Below are 14856 nucleotides of genomic sequence, written 5' to 3'. Positions count from 1 at the left end.
TTGTTTTTCGTTATAGTGCCTTGGACGGATCGCGCTGCTGGGGGTGGCCACCCCCAGCAGCGCGGGCCGGCTGGCAGGCCGTCCTATCCGAGGCTGCTTGAGGCCGTGGGGGAGCGAGGTCCCAGCCGGTTGTCTTCCAACAAACCCGAATGGTTGCGCGGGCCATGAGCCCGGATTTGCAAGGCAGGGGCTGGGAGATGGCTGCTTTTTCCAAGACACTTGGCCTGGATGTCTCCAAACGCCAGCTGGATGGCCATTTCTGGCCCGATGGCGTGAGCGTCAGCGTCGGAAACAATGAAGCAGGGTTCACCACCCTGCTGCGTCACTTGGCCGAACGGGCGGTGGATGCCATCGCGGTCGAGGCATCGGGTGGCTATGAACGCAAACTGGTCGAGGCGATGCGGCAGGCCGGCTTTCGCGTGCTGGTTCTGCAGCCCCGCGACGTGCGGCTGTTCGCCCAGATGCGGCGCCGGCATGCCAAGAATGATCGGCTGGATGCCCGCGTGATCGCCGAGTTCGCCGCACTGTTCGGCGAGGAGCGTCCGGCACGCTCCCCGGTTCTGGAGCGTCTGGCGGCTTACCTGACCTACTACGAACAGCTCAGCGCTGCCGCAGCACAGACCAAGACCCAGCTTGAGGGCTTTGTCGACGACGAGGTGCGGGCGCTGGTTGTCGAGCAGATCAGGCGCCTGACCGCCGACAAGCGGACGTTGCTCGCCCGCATCCGGGCTCTGGTCGAAGAGGACCAGGACTTGGATAAGCAGGTGAAGCGCCTCCAGAGCATGCCGGGCATCGGCTTCCTGAGTGCGGTCACGCTGGCTGTCCGTTTGCCCGAACTCGGCCGGCTGACGCGACACGCCATCGCCTGTCTGATCGGTGTCGCTCCCTTCGACGACGAGAGCGGCCAGCATAAGGGACGACGATACTGCAGTGGCGGCCGAGAACGGGTCCGAACCATGCTCTACATGGCCGCCACCACCGCCAAACGATGCAATCCCATCATCAAGGCTTTCTGCGAACGCCTCAAAGCCGCTGGAAAGCCACATAAACTCATCATCGTCGCCGCAATGCGAAAGATGATCGTCACCCTCAATGCCATGGTCCGAGACAACAAGGAATGGCAGGACAACCTAGCCTCACCATGAAAAACAACATGGTTGCTCCCCCGCTGGGCGGGGAGGGACTGCCGCCACTCTCCCGCATAAGCACTCGCTCCCTCCCCCGCCCAGCGGGGGAGGGTCGGGGTGGGGGCAAAACTTCGCCCCTACAGCACCCCACACCCCTTGAAAACCTTGAATTGTTCCGTATGCGTTCCCATATCCGGGAGGTTCCGAAACAACGGAGTCTCCCAGATCAGCGCCGCCCCGTCCGGGTGCGGCCGGAGGACGTCATGCCTTATTTTCCGACCATCGACCTGACCCCGCAGGTGAAGCTGCTTCTGGCGCGCGGGGCGCTGACGCTGAACCCCGGCCAATGGGTGCGGGGCGAGAAGGGACGCGGGCGGTTCCTGCGCACCGATCCGCGCAGCGGCACCACCTATGTCAGCTGGCTGCGGCCGGGCGACGATTGGGAAACCGCATCGCAGCGGTTCCACCGTGCCTGCCGCAAGGGCTACATCGGCAAGTATCGCGGCCTCTACGAGTTCGACAAGGCCAACCGTAGCGTCGATGTTCCGGCGCCTCGTAAAAAGCTGCGGGCGCCGGTCCAGATGCCGCTCTTCCCCTACAAAGCGAAAGAGGCCGCCCACGCCTGACCGAGGCTGAGCCCGCCGTCATTGGCGGGGGCCAGCCGCGGCAGCAGCGCCTCAACCCCGGCGGCGCGGAAGCCGGCGACCAGTTCCTCCGCCAGCACCGCGTTCATCAAGCAACCGCCGGACAGCACGACCCGGTCCAGGGCATGCGCGTGCAGCACCGGCAGCGTCCAGCCAACCAGAGCCGCGGCCAGCGTGCCATGGAACAACTCCGCCCCCTCCGCCGCGTCGGTCACCGACAACAGGCGCTCCAGCAGGGGCGTCAGGTCCAGTTCGCCTCCTTCTATCCGCCAGGCACCCTCCGCCACCCGTGGCCGGCGGACCAGCGATTCCAGCGCCATCGGCGCCTCGCCCTCGAAACCCGCGACCGCACGGACGCCGAGCAGCCCACAGGCGGCATCGAACCAGCGTCCGCAGGAACTGGTGAGCGGAGCGTTGATGCCGCGCTCGATCATCCTCCGCACGCCCTCGGCCGGACCGTGACCGGCGAAGCGCGGAACGATCTCGTCGGCCCGGCCCATGCGGACGAGGGCGGCTGCGGCCATCCGCCAGGGCTGGCGGGCGGCGACATCGCCACCGGGCTGGGCGAGCGGGGCCAGACTGCCCAGGCGCTCCGACCGCAAGCCGTCGACCAGCAGCATCTCCCCACCCCATGAACCTCCCCCCTCCCCCAACCCGAGCCCGTCGAGGGCAAGGCCGAGCGCCGGACCGTCGATCCGGTGTTCGGCCACTACGGCCGCGACATGGGCGTGGTGGTGCTGGATCGCGATGGCCGGCAGGCCGCTCCGCTCGGCGAAGCGTGTGGATTGGAAATCCGGATGCTTGTCATGGGCAACCGCCACCGGCTCGACGCCCAGGATGTGCAGCAGATGGGCGACGGTCTCCTCCAGGAAGCCCAGCGTCGCGGCGTTGTCGAGGTCGCCGATGTGCTGGGACAGAAAGGCCTCGTCGCCGCGGGTGACGCAGACCGTCGCCTTGAGGTGGCCGCCGACCGCCAGGATCGGCGGCACGGGGCAGGCCAGCCGGATCGGCTCCGGCACATGGCCGCGGCCGCGGCGCAGGAAGGCGGGCGCGCCGGCCAGCTTGCGCACCACGCTGTCGTCGGCGCGGATGACGATGTCGCGGTCATGGTCGACGATCAGGTCGGCGATGCCGGCCAGCCTCTCCCGCGCCTCCCCGTTGCCGATGGCGAGCGGCTCCCCGCCGGGATTGGCGGAGGTCATGACCAGGGTCAGGTCCTGCGGCTCGCGCAGCCAGCCGGTGCCGTCCGGCCGTCCGGCCGCCTCGTGGAACAGCAGGTAATGCAGCGGAGTGTAGGGCAGCATGACCCCGAGCCATGCCAGACCGGGGGCGATGTCGGGCGCCAACTCCGGCGCGTCCGCCCGCCGCCGCAGCAAGACGATCGGGCGGGCCACCCCCTCTAGCAGCCGGCGTTCGTCGTCGTCCATGCGGACATGGCGGGCGGCGGACTCCGCATTGGCGACCATCAGGGCGAAGGGCTTGCCGTTGCGCTGCTTGACCCGTCGCAGCCGCTCCACCGCGTCCGCGCGCATGGCGTCGCAGGCGAGGTGGAAACCGCCCAGCCCCTTGATGGCAACGATCCTGCCGGCGCGCAGGGCGGCCAGAATGTCTTCCGGCGGATGGGACAGGCGTGGGCCGCAGGTCGGGCAGGCAGTCGGCTGGGCGTGGAAGCGGCGGTCGGCCGGGTCCTTGTACTCCCTCATGCAGTCGGGGCAGAGTGCAAAGCCGGCCATCGCCGTCTGCGGCCGGTCATAGGGAAGCCGCCGCGTGATGGTGTAGCGCGGGCCGCAATGGGTGCAGTTCAGGAAGGCATAGCGGTAGCGGCGGTCCGCCGGGTCGAACAGTTCGGCAAGGCAGGCCGAGCAGACCGCGGCGTCCGGACCGATCCCGGTGGCGACGGCGCCCGCGGACTCGCTGTGGCGGATGGTGAAGGAGTCCTCGCCGGGAAGCGGGACGACGGTTTCGCAGTCCACCGCATCGATGCGGGCAAGCGGCGGCGCCTCATCGGACAGGGCGGTGCGGAACGCGGAGGTGTCGCCGCCCTGCACCTCGATCAGCACGCCCTGCGGATCGTTCAGCACCCAGCCGGTCAGGCCGAAACGCCGGGCGAGCGCATGGACGTGCGGACGGAAACCCACGCCCTGCACCCGTCCGCGCACGCGGATCCTCAGCCGCTTGTCGTCGTGGGACATGGAAGCCCTTTGGATGATCTTCGGCCCATCCTATCCTTCTCTCCGGGGGCGAGAAGGGACAATCGCTGCGGCAGATGGTCTGTACGGAGGGTCAGGGCCGCAACGATCCGGCACCGCGCCGGTTGACAAGGGAACCCGCGGAACCGGAACGGAGACGCCGTCATGAGCGCAAGCAAGCACGAGAAGACCGACAAGCCGACCGATGCCGACCTGAAGAACAACCCGCAGATCGGCGGGACCAAGGGCGCCCGCGCCGCCGGCATGACGCCGGACGACATGGATCTGGCACAGGGCGAGAGCACCTTCGAAGGCGATGTCGAGAACCAGACCAACGACAAGGGCGGGGTCGACAAGCCCTTCCGCGATACCGCGCCGCTGAAGCCGCGTCAGGCCTGACGGAACGGATCGTTTGACAGACAAGGCGGCGCTCTGCGGGGCGCCGCCTTTTTGCGTCCGCGGCGGGCAGCCATGCACGGGGTTGCCGCGCCTGCGACATTCTGTTACGTCTGCCGCCATGCTGCACCGCGTCACGCCGCCTTGACGGCCTGCTCCCTGCATTGACCTGAAGCCCGACCGTCCAAGTCCCGGACCGGCCGCCGCTTCGCAGCGATTCCAGTTTCAGACTTCCATTCCCGATCATCGTCGATGGCGGCACACCGCCCGGCCTTTGCCGCTGCGCGAACGCTGCCGCCGTCCCGTCTTGAGCTTGCGAGACCCATGACCATCGATTTGCAACGGCTCCGCCAGGAGTGGTTCGGCAACACGCGCGGCGACCTGCTGTCCGGCCTTGTCGTCGCCCTTGCCCTGATTCCGGAGGCCATCGCCTTCTCCATCATCGCCGGGGTCGATCCCAAGATCGGCCTCTACGCCTCCTTCGCCATCGCCATGACCATCGCCATCGTCGGCGGCCGTCCCGGCATGATCTCCGCCGCCACGGCCGCCACCGCGGTGCTGATGGTCACGCTGGTCAAGGAGCATGGCCTGCAATATCTGCTGGCCGCCACCGTGCTGGCCGGACTGCTGCAGATCGGCGCCGGGTTCCTGCGGCTGGGGGCGCTGATGCGCTTCGTATCGAAATCGGTGATGACCGGATTCGTCAACGCGCTCGCCATCCTGATCTTCCTGGCCCAGTTGCCGGAGCTGGTGGGGGTGCCGACCGTCACCTATGCGCTGGTCGCCGCGGGGCTGGCGATCATCTACCTGCTGCCGCGCCTGACCAGGGCGGTGCCGTCGGCGCTGGTCAGCATCCTTGTGCTGACCGCGGTCACCATCGGCTTCGGCATCGATGTGCGCACCGTCGGCGACATGGGCGAACTGCCCAGCACCCTGCCCGTCTTCCTGCTGCCCGACATTCCGCTGACGCTGGAGACGCTGCGCATTATCCTGCCCTATTCCGCCGGCATCGCCGTGGTCGGGCTGCTGGAATCGCTGATGACCGCGGCCATCGTCGACGACATGACGGAGACCGGTAGCGACAAGAACCGCGAATGCGTCGGCCAGGGCGTCGCCAACATGGTCTCGGGCTTCCTCGGCGGCATGGCCGGCTGCGCGATGATCGGCCAATCGGTGATCAACGTGAAGTCGGGCGGCCGGGGCCGGCTGTCGACGTTCTGCGCCGGCCTGTTCCTGCTGTTCCTGATCGTCGTGCTGGGCGATTGGGTGAAGCGGATCCCGATGGCCGCCCTGGTGGCGGTGATGATCATGGTGTCGGTCGGCACCTTCAGCTGGCAATCCCTGAAGACCCTGGTCACGCATCCGCGCAGTTCCAGCGCCGTGATGCTGGCGACGGTGGCCGGGGTGGTCTTCACCCACAATCTCGCCATCGGCGTGCTGATCGGCGTTTTGCTGTCCGGCATCTTCTTTGCCGGAAAGGTCGCCCGGATGTTTCGCGTCTCCTCCACCCTGTCGGCGGATGGCCGCACCCGCACCTATCTGGTCGAAGGGCAGCTGTTCTTCGCCTCGGCCGACGATTTCTCCGCCGCCTTCGACGTGCGGGAGGACCTGGACGCCGCGGTCATCGATGTTTCCAGCGCCCATATCTGGGACATCTCCAGCGTCGCTGCACTGGACGGCGTCGTGCTGAAGTTCCGCCGTGCCGGGACCGAGTTGCGGCTGATCGGCCTCAATGCGGCCAGCGAGACCATCGTCGACCGGCTGGCGACCCACGACAAGCCGGGGGCCGAGGAGCGCGCCCTGGCGCACTGAACGGCACCACCACCTCCTCAGAAGGCTATCGCCTTTTGAGGAGGATGGGCGGGCGCAACCGCAGGGGCAGCTTTCTGTTGGCGGAAAGGGTTGGACTGCGCATCCACCGGATGCGCATGCCGGTCCGCCGCAGCATGCAGGAGGCAGGATGTCACTCGATCCGCGGCTGTTGGCGGTCGCCACGGCGTTGCCGCCCCACCGCTTCGAGCAGGAGGAGACGCTGGCCGTCGCCCGGACGGTGTTCGCCCATCGCCTGCGCGACTTCGACCGGCTGGCCCCCGTCTTCGCCAACACCGGCATCCGCAGCCGCTATGCCGCCTGCCCGCTGTCCTGGTATCTGGAGCCCCATGGCTGGGGCGAGCGCGCCGCCGTGTTCGAGCGGGTGGCGCTGGACCTGCTGGAAGAGGCGGCGGGCAAGGCGCTGGATGCAGCCGGGCTGCGCCCCGCAGACGTGGACGCCATCGTCTGCGCCACCACCACCGGAATCGCGACGCCCAGCCTTGAGGCGCTGCTGCTCGACCGCATGGGCTTCCGGCCGGACACGGTGCGGCTGCCGGTCTTCGGGCTGGGCTGTGCCGGCGGGGCGCTGGGGCTGGCGCGGGCGGGCATGATGGCGCGCGCCATGCCGGGGCGCAATGTGCTGTTCCTGGTGGTCGAGCTTTGCACCCTGTCGCACCGGCCGGAAGAGGCCTCCCCCACCAATGTGGTGGCGAGCGCCCTGTTTGCCGACGGTGCCGCCGCCGCCCTGCTGCGCGCGCCGACCGCCGGCGACGATGCCCCCGGTCCGCGCTACGTCGACAGTGCCGAACACACCTGGCCGGGCACCCGGCGGATCATGGGCTGGCGGATCGAGGACGAGGGCTTCGGCGTCGTCTTCAGCCAGGACATTCCACGCCTGATCCGCGAGCGGCTGGCCCCGGTGGTCGACGGCTTCCTGACCGGCCGCGGCATGACCCGCGCGGACCTGTCCGGAGTGATCTGCCACACCGGTGGCGCCAAGGTTCTTCAGGCGCTGACCGAGGTGCTGGCGCCCGCCACCGCCGGAATGGACGACTCATGGGCGGTGCTGGGCGACTGCGGCAACATGTCGGCGGCCAGCGTGATGTTCGTGCTCGACCGCCGAATGCGGAGCGGCGCCACCGGGGCGCATCTGATGCTGGCGCTCGGCCCCGGATTCACCGCCGGCCTCACCCTGCTGGATCTGTGACCATGGAAGCATTCGGTTGGCCGCAGGTCATCCTGCTGGCGGTCGCGGCGCAGCGGCTGCTTGAGTTGGTGGTCGCCCGCCGCAACACCGCCCGGCTGCTGGCCGAAGGCGCGCGGGAGGTCGGGGCCGCCCATTACCCGCTGTTCGTCGTGCTGCATGCCGGATGGCTGCTGGCGCTGTTCCTGGCGGTGCCGGCCGATGCCCCGATCAATGGCTGGCTTCTGGCGCTGTTCCTGCTGCTGCAGGCCGGGCGGGTGTGGGTGATCGCGACGCTCGGCCGCTTCTGGACGACGCGGATCATCACGCTGGACGGCGCTCCGCTGGTCCGCCGCGGCCCGTTCCGCTGGGTCCGGCATCCCAATTATCTGGTGGTGGCGGGCGAACTGGTGGTGCTGCCGCTGGTGTTCGGCAATGTCTGGATCGCCGTCGCCGCCACGCTGCTGAACATCCCTCTCACCCGCCGCCGCATCCAGGTGGAGGAGGAGGCGCTGAGCGGCCGGGACGGAACTGCGGGCGGTACCGGCCGTTGGACAGGATGGAGCGGCCGCCGCGTCCCGCCGGCCGCCTGACGGCACAATCATACGGCACCATGATCAGGACAACGCCCATGCCCCTTCCGACCGCCCCCGTCGTCTGCATCACCGGCGCATCGGCCGGGGTCGGCCGTGCCACGGCGCTGGCCTTCGCCGCCTACCGGCAGGCTTCCATCGGCCTGATCGCCCGCTCCGAGGAAGCGCTGGAGGAGGTCAAGGCGGAGGTGGAACGGCTGGGCGGGCGGGCGCTGGTGCTGCCGCTGGACGTTGCCGATGCCGATGCGCTGGACAGCGCCGCCGACCGGGTGGAGGAGGCCTTCGGTCCCATCGACGTCTGGATCAATGCGGCGATGGTCACCGTCTTCGGTCCGGTCCATGCGGTGACGGCGGAGGAATTGAGACGGGTGACCGAGGTGACCTATCTCGGCTCCGCCTACGGCATCCAGACGGCGCTGCGGCGGATGCGGGTGCGGGGGCAAGGCACGATCCTGCAGGTCGGATCGGCGCTGGCCTACCGCTCGATTCCGCTGCAGTCGGCCTATTGCGCGGCAAAGCATGCGGTGCAGGGCTTCGTCGACAGCCTGCGGTCGGAGCTGATCCACGAGGACAGCCGGATCACGCTGACGGCGGTGCATCTGCCGGCGGTCAATACGCCGCAGTTCGATTGGGCGCGCAGCCACATGCCGCGCCGTGCCCGGCCGATGGGGACGATCTTCCAACCGGAGGACATCGCCCGCTCCATCCTGCACGCTGCCGAGAACCCCCGCCGCGAATATTGGCTGGGCGGATCGGCGATGCAGGCCATCCTCGGCAATTTTCTCGCTCCCGGTTTTGCCGACCGCTACCTCGCCGCCAACGCGGTGGACGGCCAGTTGACGGAAGAGACCGAGATTCCGGGCCGGCCGGACAATCTCTATCACCCCGTCGACGGGCTGCATCGGACCCGCGGACGCTTCGGCCTGCCGCACAACAGCCTGCGGCTTGCAGCAGCCAGCGGCACCGCCCGCGGTCTGGCGGTCGCTGCCGGGCTGATCCTGGCGGGCGGGCTGGGCTTCGCCATGAGCCGGATGACGCCGCGACTGCGCTAGGCGGGCCGAACGCGGAGAGAAATGGGGCCGGCATCCTTCTCGGGTGCCGGCCCTTTTCCTATGCGCGAACCGTTCGATGACCATCATGCAGGCAAAACGTACAGTCCGCCGGAAACGCTATTGCCAAGACAGTTCATACATACTACCATACCAGTGTTTCAACAATCTGGTCATCGGCCATTCCCTTCCCTGCCGGCGCCCCCCTGATCGCGGGCGCTGCCGGCACCCCGGCGTCGGGCCGAACACGCACCAGTCGAACGGCGGTTTCCATGCCGCCGACAGTCCAATTTGCTGGGAGGAAACGAGATGTCTGTCATGGCAAAGGCCGTGCGCGCGGCGCTGTTCGGTTCGGTGATGTCCCTGGTCTCGTTCGGCGCGTCGGCCGCCGACTACACCCTCAGCGTCAACACGGCGCTGTCGCCCCAGGACCCGCTCTACAAGGGCCTGGAGGAGTTCAAGGCCAATGTGGAGAAGCGGTCGGCCGGCAAGATGAGCGTCCGCCTCTTCCCCGCCTCGCAGCTGGGCAAGGACGAGGATCTGCTGGAGCAGGCGCGGGCCGGCGCGCCCGTCGCGGTGGTGGTGGACGGCGGCCGGCTGGCCGTCTTCGTGAAGGAGTTCGGCGTTCTGGGCGCGCCCTACGTCGCCCAGGGCTATGGCGGCATCCGCAAGGTCGTAACCTCCCCGATGTTCGAGGAGTGGGTGCAGAAGCTGCGCAAGGCGTCGGGCCATCAGGTGCTGTCCTTCAACTGGTGGCAGGGCGAACGCCACATGCTGACCAACAAGCCGGTGAAGGTGCCGGCCGATCTCAGCGGCGTGCGCGTCCGCACCCCCGGTGCGCCGGTGTGGATGGAGACGATCCGCGCGATGGGCGCCACGCCGACGCCGCTGCCCTGGTCGGAGGTCTACACCGCCATGCAGCAGCAGGTGATCGACGGGGCGGAGGCGCAGGACCCGGCCATCTACGGCTCCCGCCTGTACGAAGTGGCGAAATATCTGACCAAGACCGGCCACATCAACCTGATCACCGGCATCGTCACTAGCGCCGCCTGGTTCGACGGCCTGCCGAAGGACATGCAGACGCTGCTGCGCGAGGAATCGCTGAAGGCCGGCGACAGCGCGTCGAAGGCGACCGAGGCTTCGCTTGCGGACTTCGAGAAGCAGATGAAGGACAAGGGCATGCAGGTCGTCGAGATCGACGTGACGCCTTTCCGCACCGCCACGGCCCCGGTTTACGAGAAGCTCGGCTATGGCGACCTGCAGAAGCAGGTCGAAGCGCTCGTGAAGCAGTAATCGGAGTGGGGGGCCCTTTCAAAGGCTCCCCTTCCCTCGCGCTCCCCTTCCAAACAACCGACGCTCGCAGCCTTCGTCGTCGCTGACGATCCCGGCGGGCCGGACCGGAGCACCCCCTTGCGATGAAATCCCTGTACGTCAAGGCGGAGGCGGTGTTGGCGACGACGCTGCTCGCCGTCATCGTCCTGCTGGTCTTCCTGGCCGGCGTCAGCCGCTGGTTCGGCTATCCCCTGGTCTGGTCGGTGGACGTCGCCCAGCTGCTGTTCGCCTGGGCCAGCTTCCTCGGCGCCGACCTCGCGCTGCGCAAGCATGCGCATATCGGCATCGATTATCTGGTCAAGCGCCTGCCGGCACGGCCGCGCGCGGTGCTGGACATCCTGCTGGCGCTGGTGGTGCTGGCTTTCCTGCTGACCATGGCGGTCAAGGGCTATCAGCTGACCATGCTGAACCTTGAGCGGCAGTTCGGCGACAGCGGCATCAGCTATGCCTTCGTCACGGCGGCGGTGCCGGTCGGCTGCCTGCTGCTGTCCTTCACCCTGCTGGGGCAGACGGTGGCCGCCATCGGCCGGCTGCGCCGGACCCCACGCCCGATCTTCAACACGCCGTCGGAAGTTCCGCTCGCCGAGGAGGTGATGCCGTGATCCTGCTCGCCGTTTCCTTTTTCGTCCTGATGGGGCTGGGCGTTCCCATCGCCTTCGCCATCGGCATCGCCGGTTTCACCTTCTTCCTGACCAACGGCATCATCCCGATGTCGATCGGGGTGCAGCAGGTCGCCACCGCGTCGCAGAGCTTCCCGCTGCTGGCCGTCCCCTTCTTCGTGCTGGCCGGCCACATGATGAACCGGACCGGCATCACGCACCGGCTGATCGCCTGTTCGAACGTGCTGGTGTCCTGGATGTCGGGCGGCTTGGCGCAGGTCTGCATCGTGCTGTCCACGTTGATGGGCGGCGTGTCGGGCTCCGCCGTCGCCGACGCGGCGATGGAGGCGCGCATCCTGGGTCCCGACCTGATCCGCAGCGGCTATTCCAAGGGCTTCACCTCGGCCGTCATCGCGGTTGGTTCGCTGATCACCGCAACCATTCCGCCCAGCCTGGGCCTGATCCTGTACGGCTTCGTCGGCAACGTGTCGATCGGCCGGCTGTTCCTGGCCGGCATCGTTCCCGGCTTCCTGATGATGGCCGTGCTGATGGTCACCGTCTGGTGGATTGCCCGGCGCCGCGGCTATCGCGCCGCCACCACCCAGCGGCCGACCGCCAAGGCGATCTGGGCGGCGGTGGTCGACGCGAAATGGGCCCTGCTGTTCCCGGTGGCCCTGCTGGTTGCCATCCGCGGCGGCCTGTTCACTCCGTCGGAGGTTGGTGCCTTCGCCGTCGTCTATGCGGTCCTCGTCGGATTCTTCGCCCACCGGGAACTGACCATGCAGGGACTGGTCGACGCGCTGGTGGAGGCGGTGACGGATACCGGATTGATCATGCTGATCATCCTGTTCTCCGGCATGGTCGGCTACGCCATCGTCTTCGAACAGGCGCCGCAGAGCATCGCCGCCGCCATGACCGACCTGACGCGTGAGCCGGTGCTGGTGGTGACCCTGATCCTGATCTTCCTGTTCATCGCCGGTCTGTTCATCGAAAGCACGGTGCTGGTGCTTCTGCTGACACCGATCTTCCTGCCGATCGTCCAGCCGCTGGGCGTCGATCCCGTGCATTTCGGCATCCTGATGATGACCATCGTCACGCTGGGTTCGATGACCCCGCCGGTGGGGGTGGCGATGTACACGGTGTGCAGCCTGCTGGATTGCCCCATCGAGGAATACATCGTCGAATCCATCCCCTTCGTCCTGGCGGTGGTGGGGCTGGTTGCGGTGCTGCTCCTGTGGCCTGGGGTGGTGCTGTTCGTGCCCAACGCGCTGATGTAAGCACACCGGTAAATGTCACAGCGGGGCGGTCAACAAAGCGTCTTGCAGCCTCCGCGACCTGGCCTATATAGGGTGTCCTACGCCAACAACAGAAAGGAGGTGATCTCGTGTCTCATTGTCCGTCTCACTCGTCGTCGAGCGCCAAGGCCGAGGTCTCTTTCTTCGCGAAGGGGATTTCGGTCCGCTAAGGACTGTGCCGTGGTGTCGACGACACACGGATCGACAATGGAAGGGCTGCCGGCAACGGCAGCCCTTCTTTGTTTTTCGAGGATGTGGGGCCTTGCAAAGCCCCTCTCCCCTTGCGGGGCGGGATCGGCCAAACGCCAACGGCGTTTTGCCGACCCGCGGGTTGGGGGTGAGGGGTTGCAAGTCTATGCTTCCACCGACCTTCGGCCGGCCGCCCCCCTCATCCCAACCCTTCTCCCGCAAGGGGAGAAGGGCTTTTGTTGTGTTTTTGGACCAGTATCGTCATTTTCGCTGCATGACTGGCATAGCTACAGCTCGTCGGTTGCGAACTACTATGACCGATGCGGAGCGTCGGCTCTGGGCGCGGTTGCGCAACCGCCAACTTGCAGGCGCGAAGTTCCGGCGACAGTTCCCGATTGGTCCTTTCGTCGCCGACTTTGCCTGTCTTGAATGTCGATTGATCGTCGAAGCCGATGGCGGACAACACGCCGACAGCGTTTCCGACGCGCGCCGCACTGTATGGCTGGCGGAGCACGGGTGGCGGGTGCTGCGCTTTTGGAACACAGACATCCTGACCTGCACCGATGACGTGTTGGCAACCATACTGGCAGCTATCGAGCAACAGGATAAGTAGAAAGCCCCTCTCCCCTTGCGGGAGAGGGGTTGGGGTGAGGGGACGCGAGCTTTCCGCCCAACTGACCCTCAGTGCTGCATCTCGCCCATCTGCTTGCGGGAGTCGCCGGTCTTGTCGAGGATGATGGTGTCGTCGGCCTTGCCTTCGACTTCCAGGATGCCGATCAGGCCTTTAGTGGCGCGGCTCAGCGCATGGTCGACCAGGGCGTATTTGCCGGGATAGTCGACCTTGAATTCCACCATCGTGGCGCCGCCGGGGGCGACGGTGACGGTCTGGATGCCCTTGGCCGGTTCGGTCTCCAATCCGCCCATGTTGTAGACGCGGTCGAAGATCTCGCCGATGACATGGAAGGAGGAGGTCAGGTTCGGGCCGCCGACGCCGAAGTACAGGCGAACGGTCTCGCCGACCTTGGCCTTCAGTGGCTTGTCCTTGGTCAACGCGCCGACCGTGCCGTTGAACACCAGATAGCTCGGACGCTCGTTGACGAGACCGTCATAGTCGTCCTCGGCGTTCGTCATGTTCTTCGCCTTGGTGGCGTAGATTTCCTGCTGCATCACGTAGAACTCGTGATCCACCGGCGGCAGGCCGGCTTCCGGTTCCACCACGATCAGGCCGTACATTCCCTTGGAGATGTGGTGGGCGACCATCGGCGTGGCGCAGTGATACACATAGACGCCGGGGGTCAGTGCCTTGAAGGTGAAGGCCTTGGTCTGGCCCGGCTCCACCTGGGTGATCTGGCCGCCGCCGAGGAAGCCGGTCGCGGCATGGAAGTCGACGGAGTGGTTCATCGTCGATTCCGGCGCGTTGGCGATGGAGACGTCCACCGTGTCGCCGACCCGCACCCGCACCATCGGGCCGGGCACCGTGTTGTTGAAGGTCCAGTAGGTGTAGGTGGTGCCGTCATCCAGCTTGGATTCGACTTCCGTGGTCAACAGCGAGACCTTGTGGGTCTTCGGCGCCCGTTTTCCGGCCTTTTCCGGGGCGGGAACCGACGCCGGGTCCATGACGACGCTGTGAGTGGGTTGCTTGACCTTCGGGTCGGCGTAGAGCGTGTCCGCCGCCGAAGCGGCACCGATACCGGAGAGGATCATCAGGGCGGCGGCGCTGACGGTGACGAGGGAGCGCGAGGTCTTCATGGCGTCGTCTCGGGGTTTGTTTCTTGTGAGGTAATACTCCTCCCGTTCCCCCACTCTCTTCTTGACCGCCGTCAAGTGAAAGGCCCGGACGCAACTTTGTCGCAGGCCTTTTTTATTTCCTTACAACCAATAAGGATTTTTCTACTACGATTTCGGACGGAAGGCGACACAGACGGCCGGGTCCGTTTCAATGCGGCCGGCGCCGATCAGGTCCAGGCAATAGGGGATCGCGGGAAACACCGCCTCCAGGCAGTCATGGATGGCGGACGGCTTGCCCGGCAGGTTGACGATCAGGCTGCGGCCGCGGATGCCGGCGGTCTGGCGCGACAGGATGGCGGTCGGCACCACCCGCAGGCTGACCGATCGCATCAACTCGCCGAATCCCGGCATCATCTTGTCGCAGACCCGCTCCGTCGCTTCCGGAGTCACGTCGCGCGGGGCGGGTCCGGTGCCGCCGGTGGTGACGACGAGATCGCAGCCGGCCACATCGCACAACTCGACCAGGGTGGCCGCGATCAGGTCCAGCTCGTCCGGAATGACCCGAGCCTCGGCGATCCAGGGCGAGGCGACGAAGCGTGTCAGCTCCTCCCGGATCGCCGGCCCGCCCTTGTCCTCATAGACGCCGCGGCTGGCACGGTCGGAGATGGTGACGATTCCGATCTTCACCGGTGCGGGAGTCGCTGCATTGGCGTCGGTCAT

The 14856-nt window shown here is 67.1% G+C and carries 14 protein-coding genes; 11 read left to right on the top strand and 3 right to left on the bottom strand.

The window, feature by feature from the left end:
- Nucleotides 1-164: 164 nt before the first annotated feature.
- Nucleotides 165-1145: an IS110 family RNA-guided transposase gene (locus tag ACWPKK_RS23465; RefSeq protein ID WP_452002605.1), complete on the top strand. Its 981-nt coding sequence runs from the start codon at nucleotides 165-167 to the stop codon at nucleotides 1143-1145.
- Nucleotides 1146-1390: 245 nt separating this feature from the next.
- A complete protein-coding gene (locus tag ACWPKK_RS23460) occupies nucleotides 1391-1753 on the top strand; it encodes a hypothetical protein (RefSeq protein WP_452009067.1) in 363 nt (120 codons plus the stop codon).
- On the opposite strand, the gene hypF is transcribed toward ACWPKK_RS23460, so the two are convergent.
- Nucleotides 1723-3963 (bottom strand): carbamoyltransferase HypF, encoded by a 2241-nt coding sequence (gene hypF, locus ACWPKK_RS23455; RefSeq protein ID WP_452009064.1) that lies wholly within the window; start codon nucleotides 3961-3963, stop codon nucleotides 1723-1725. The genes ACWPKK_RS23460 and hypF overlap by 31 nt on opposite strands.
- A 162-nt stretch (nucleotides 3964-4125) precedes the next feature.
- On the opposite strand from hypF, the gene ACWPKK_RS23450 reads away from it, so the two are divergent.
- The 9 genes from ACWPKK_RS23450 (at nucleotide 4126) to ACWPKK_RS23410 (ending at nucleotide 13021) form a co-directional block, all read left to right on the top strand.
- Entirely contained in the window at nucleotides 4126-4359 is a 234-nt protein-coding gene (locus ACWPKK_RS23450) for a hypothetical protein (RefSeq protein WP_310118400.1), read from the top strand.
- A 321-nt stretch (nucleotides 4360-4680) separates the two neighbouring features.
- Complete coding sequence (locus ACWPKK_RS23445; protein WP_452009061.1) at nucleotides 4681-6168, top strand: SulP family inorganic anion transporter; 1488 nt, start codon at nucleotides 4681-4683, stop codon at nucleotides 6166-6168.
- A 148-nt stretch (nucleotides 6169-6316) separates the two neighbouring features.
- Nucleotides 6317-7375: a type III polyketide synthase gene (locus ACWPKK_RS23440; protein WP_452009059.1), complete on the top strand. Its 1059-nt coding sequence runs from the start codon at nucleotides 6317-6319 to the stop codon at nucleotides 7373-7375.
- A gap of 2 nt (nucleotides 7376-7377) precedes the next feature.
- Nucleotides 7378-7944 (top strand): isoprenylcysteine carboxyl methyltransferase family protein, encoded by a 567-nt coding sequence (locus tag ACWPKK_RS23435; protein WP_452009056.1) that lies wholly within the window; start codon nucleotides 7378-7380, stop codon nucleotides 7942-7944.
- Between the two features lie 38 nt (nucleotides 7945-7982).
- Entirely contained in the window at nucleotides 7983-8996 is a 1014-nt protein-coding gene (locus tag ACWPKK_RS23430) for an SDR family oxidoreductase (RefSeq protein ID WP_452009053.1), read from the top strand.
- Nucleotides 8997-9302: 306 nt separating this feature from the next.
- On the top strand, nucleotides 9303-10286 hold the full coding sequence (locus tag ACWPKK_RS23425; protein ID WP_452009050.1) for a C4-dicarboxylate TRAP transporter substrate-binding protein: 984 nt from the start codon (nucleotides 9303-9305) through the stop codon (nucleotides 10284-10286).
- A gap of 122 nt (nucleotides 10287-10408) precedes the next feature.
- Nucleotides 10409-10927, top strand: coding sequence for a TRAP transporter small permease (locus tag ACWPKK_RS23420; RefSeq protein ID WP_149225931.1), 519 nt, complete (start codon nucleotides 10409-10411; stop codon nucleotides 10925-10927).
- Nucleotides 10924-12201, top strand: a complete 1278-nt coding sequence (locus ACWPKK_RS23415; RefSeq protein ID WP_324870367.1) for a TRAP transporter large permease — start codon at nucleotides 10924-10926, stop codon at nucleotides 12199-12201. Before ACWPKK_RS23420 ends, ACWPKK_RS23415 begins: the two co-directional genes overlap by 4 nt.
- Before the next feature lie 481 nt (nucleotides 12202-12682).
- Nucleotides 12683-13021, top strand: a complete 339-nt coding sequence (locus tag ACWPKK_RS23410) for an endonuclease domain-containing protein (RefSeq protein WP_452009643.1) — start codon at nucleotides 12683-12685, stop codon at nucleotides 13019-13021.
- A gap of 68 nt (nucleotides 13022-13089) precedes the next feature.
- Here the strand turns inward: ACWPKK_RS23410 and nirK are convergent, their stop codons facing one another.
- The gene (gene nirK / locus ACWPKK_RS23405; protein ID WP_324870368.1) at nucleotides 13090-14157 is read right to left on the bottom strand and encodes a copper-containing nitrite reductase; all 1068 of its coding nucleotides are present in this window, start codon (nucleotides 14155-14157) and stop codon (nucleotides 13090-13092) included.
- Between the two features lie 144 nt (nucleotides 14158-14301).
- Nucleotides 14302-14856 (bottom strand): molybdopterin adenylyltransferase, encoded by a 555-nt coding sequence (gene mog, locus ACWPKK_RS23400; RefSeq protein ID WP_452009046.1) that lies wholly within the window; start codon nucleotides 14854-14856, stop codon nucleotides 14302-14304.

The sequence above is a fragment of the Azospirillum largimobile genome (assembly GCF_977007025.2).
Note: the sequence above shows the minus strand (reverse complement) of the source record. Positions and strands in the feature narration are given on the sequence as shown.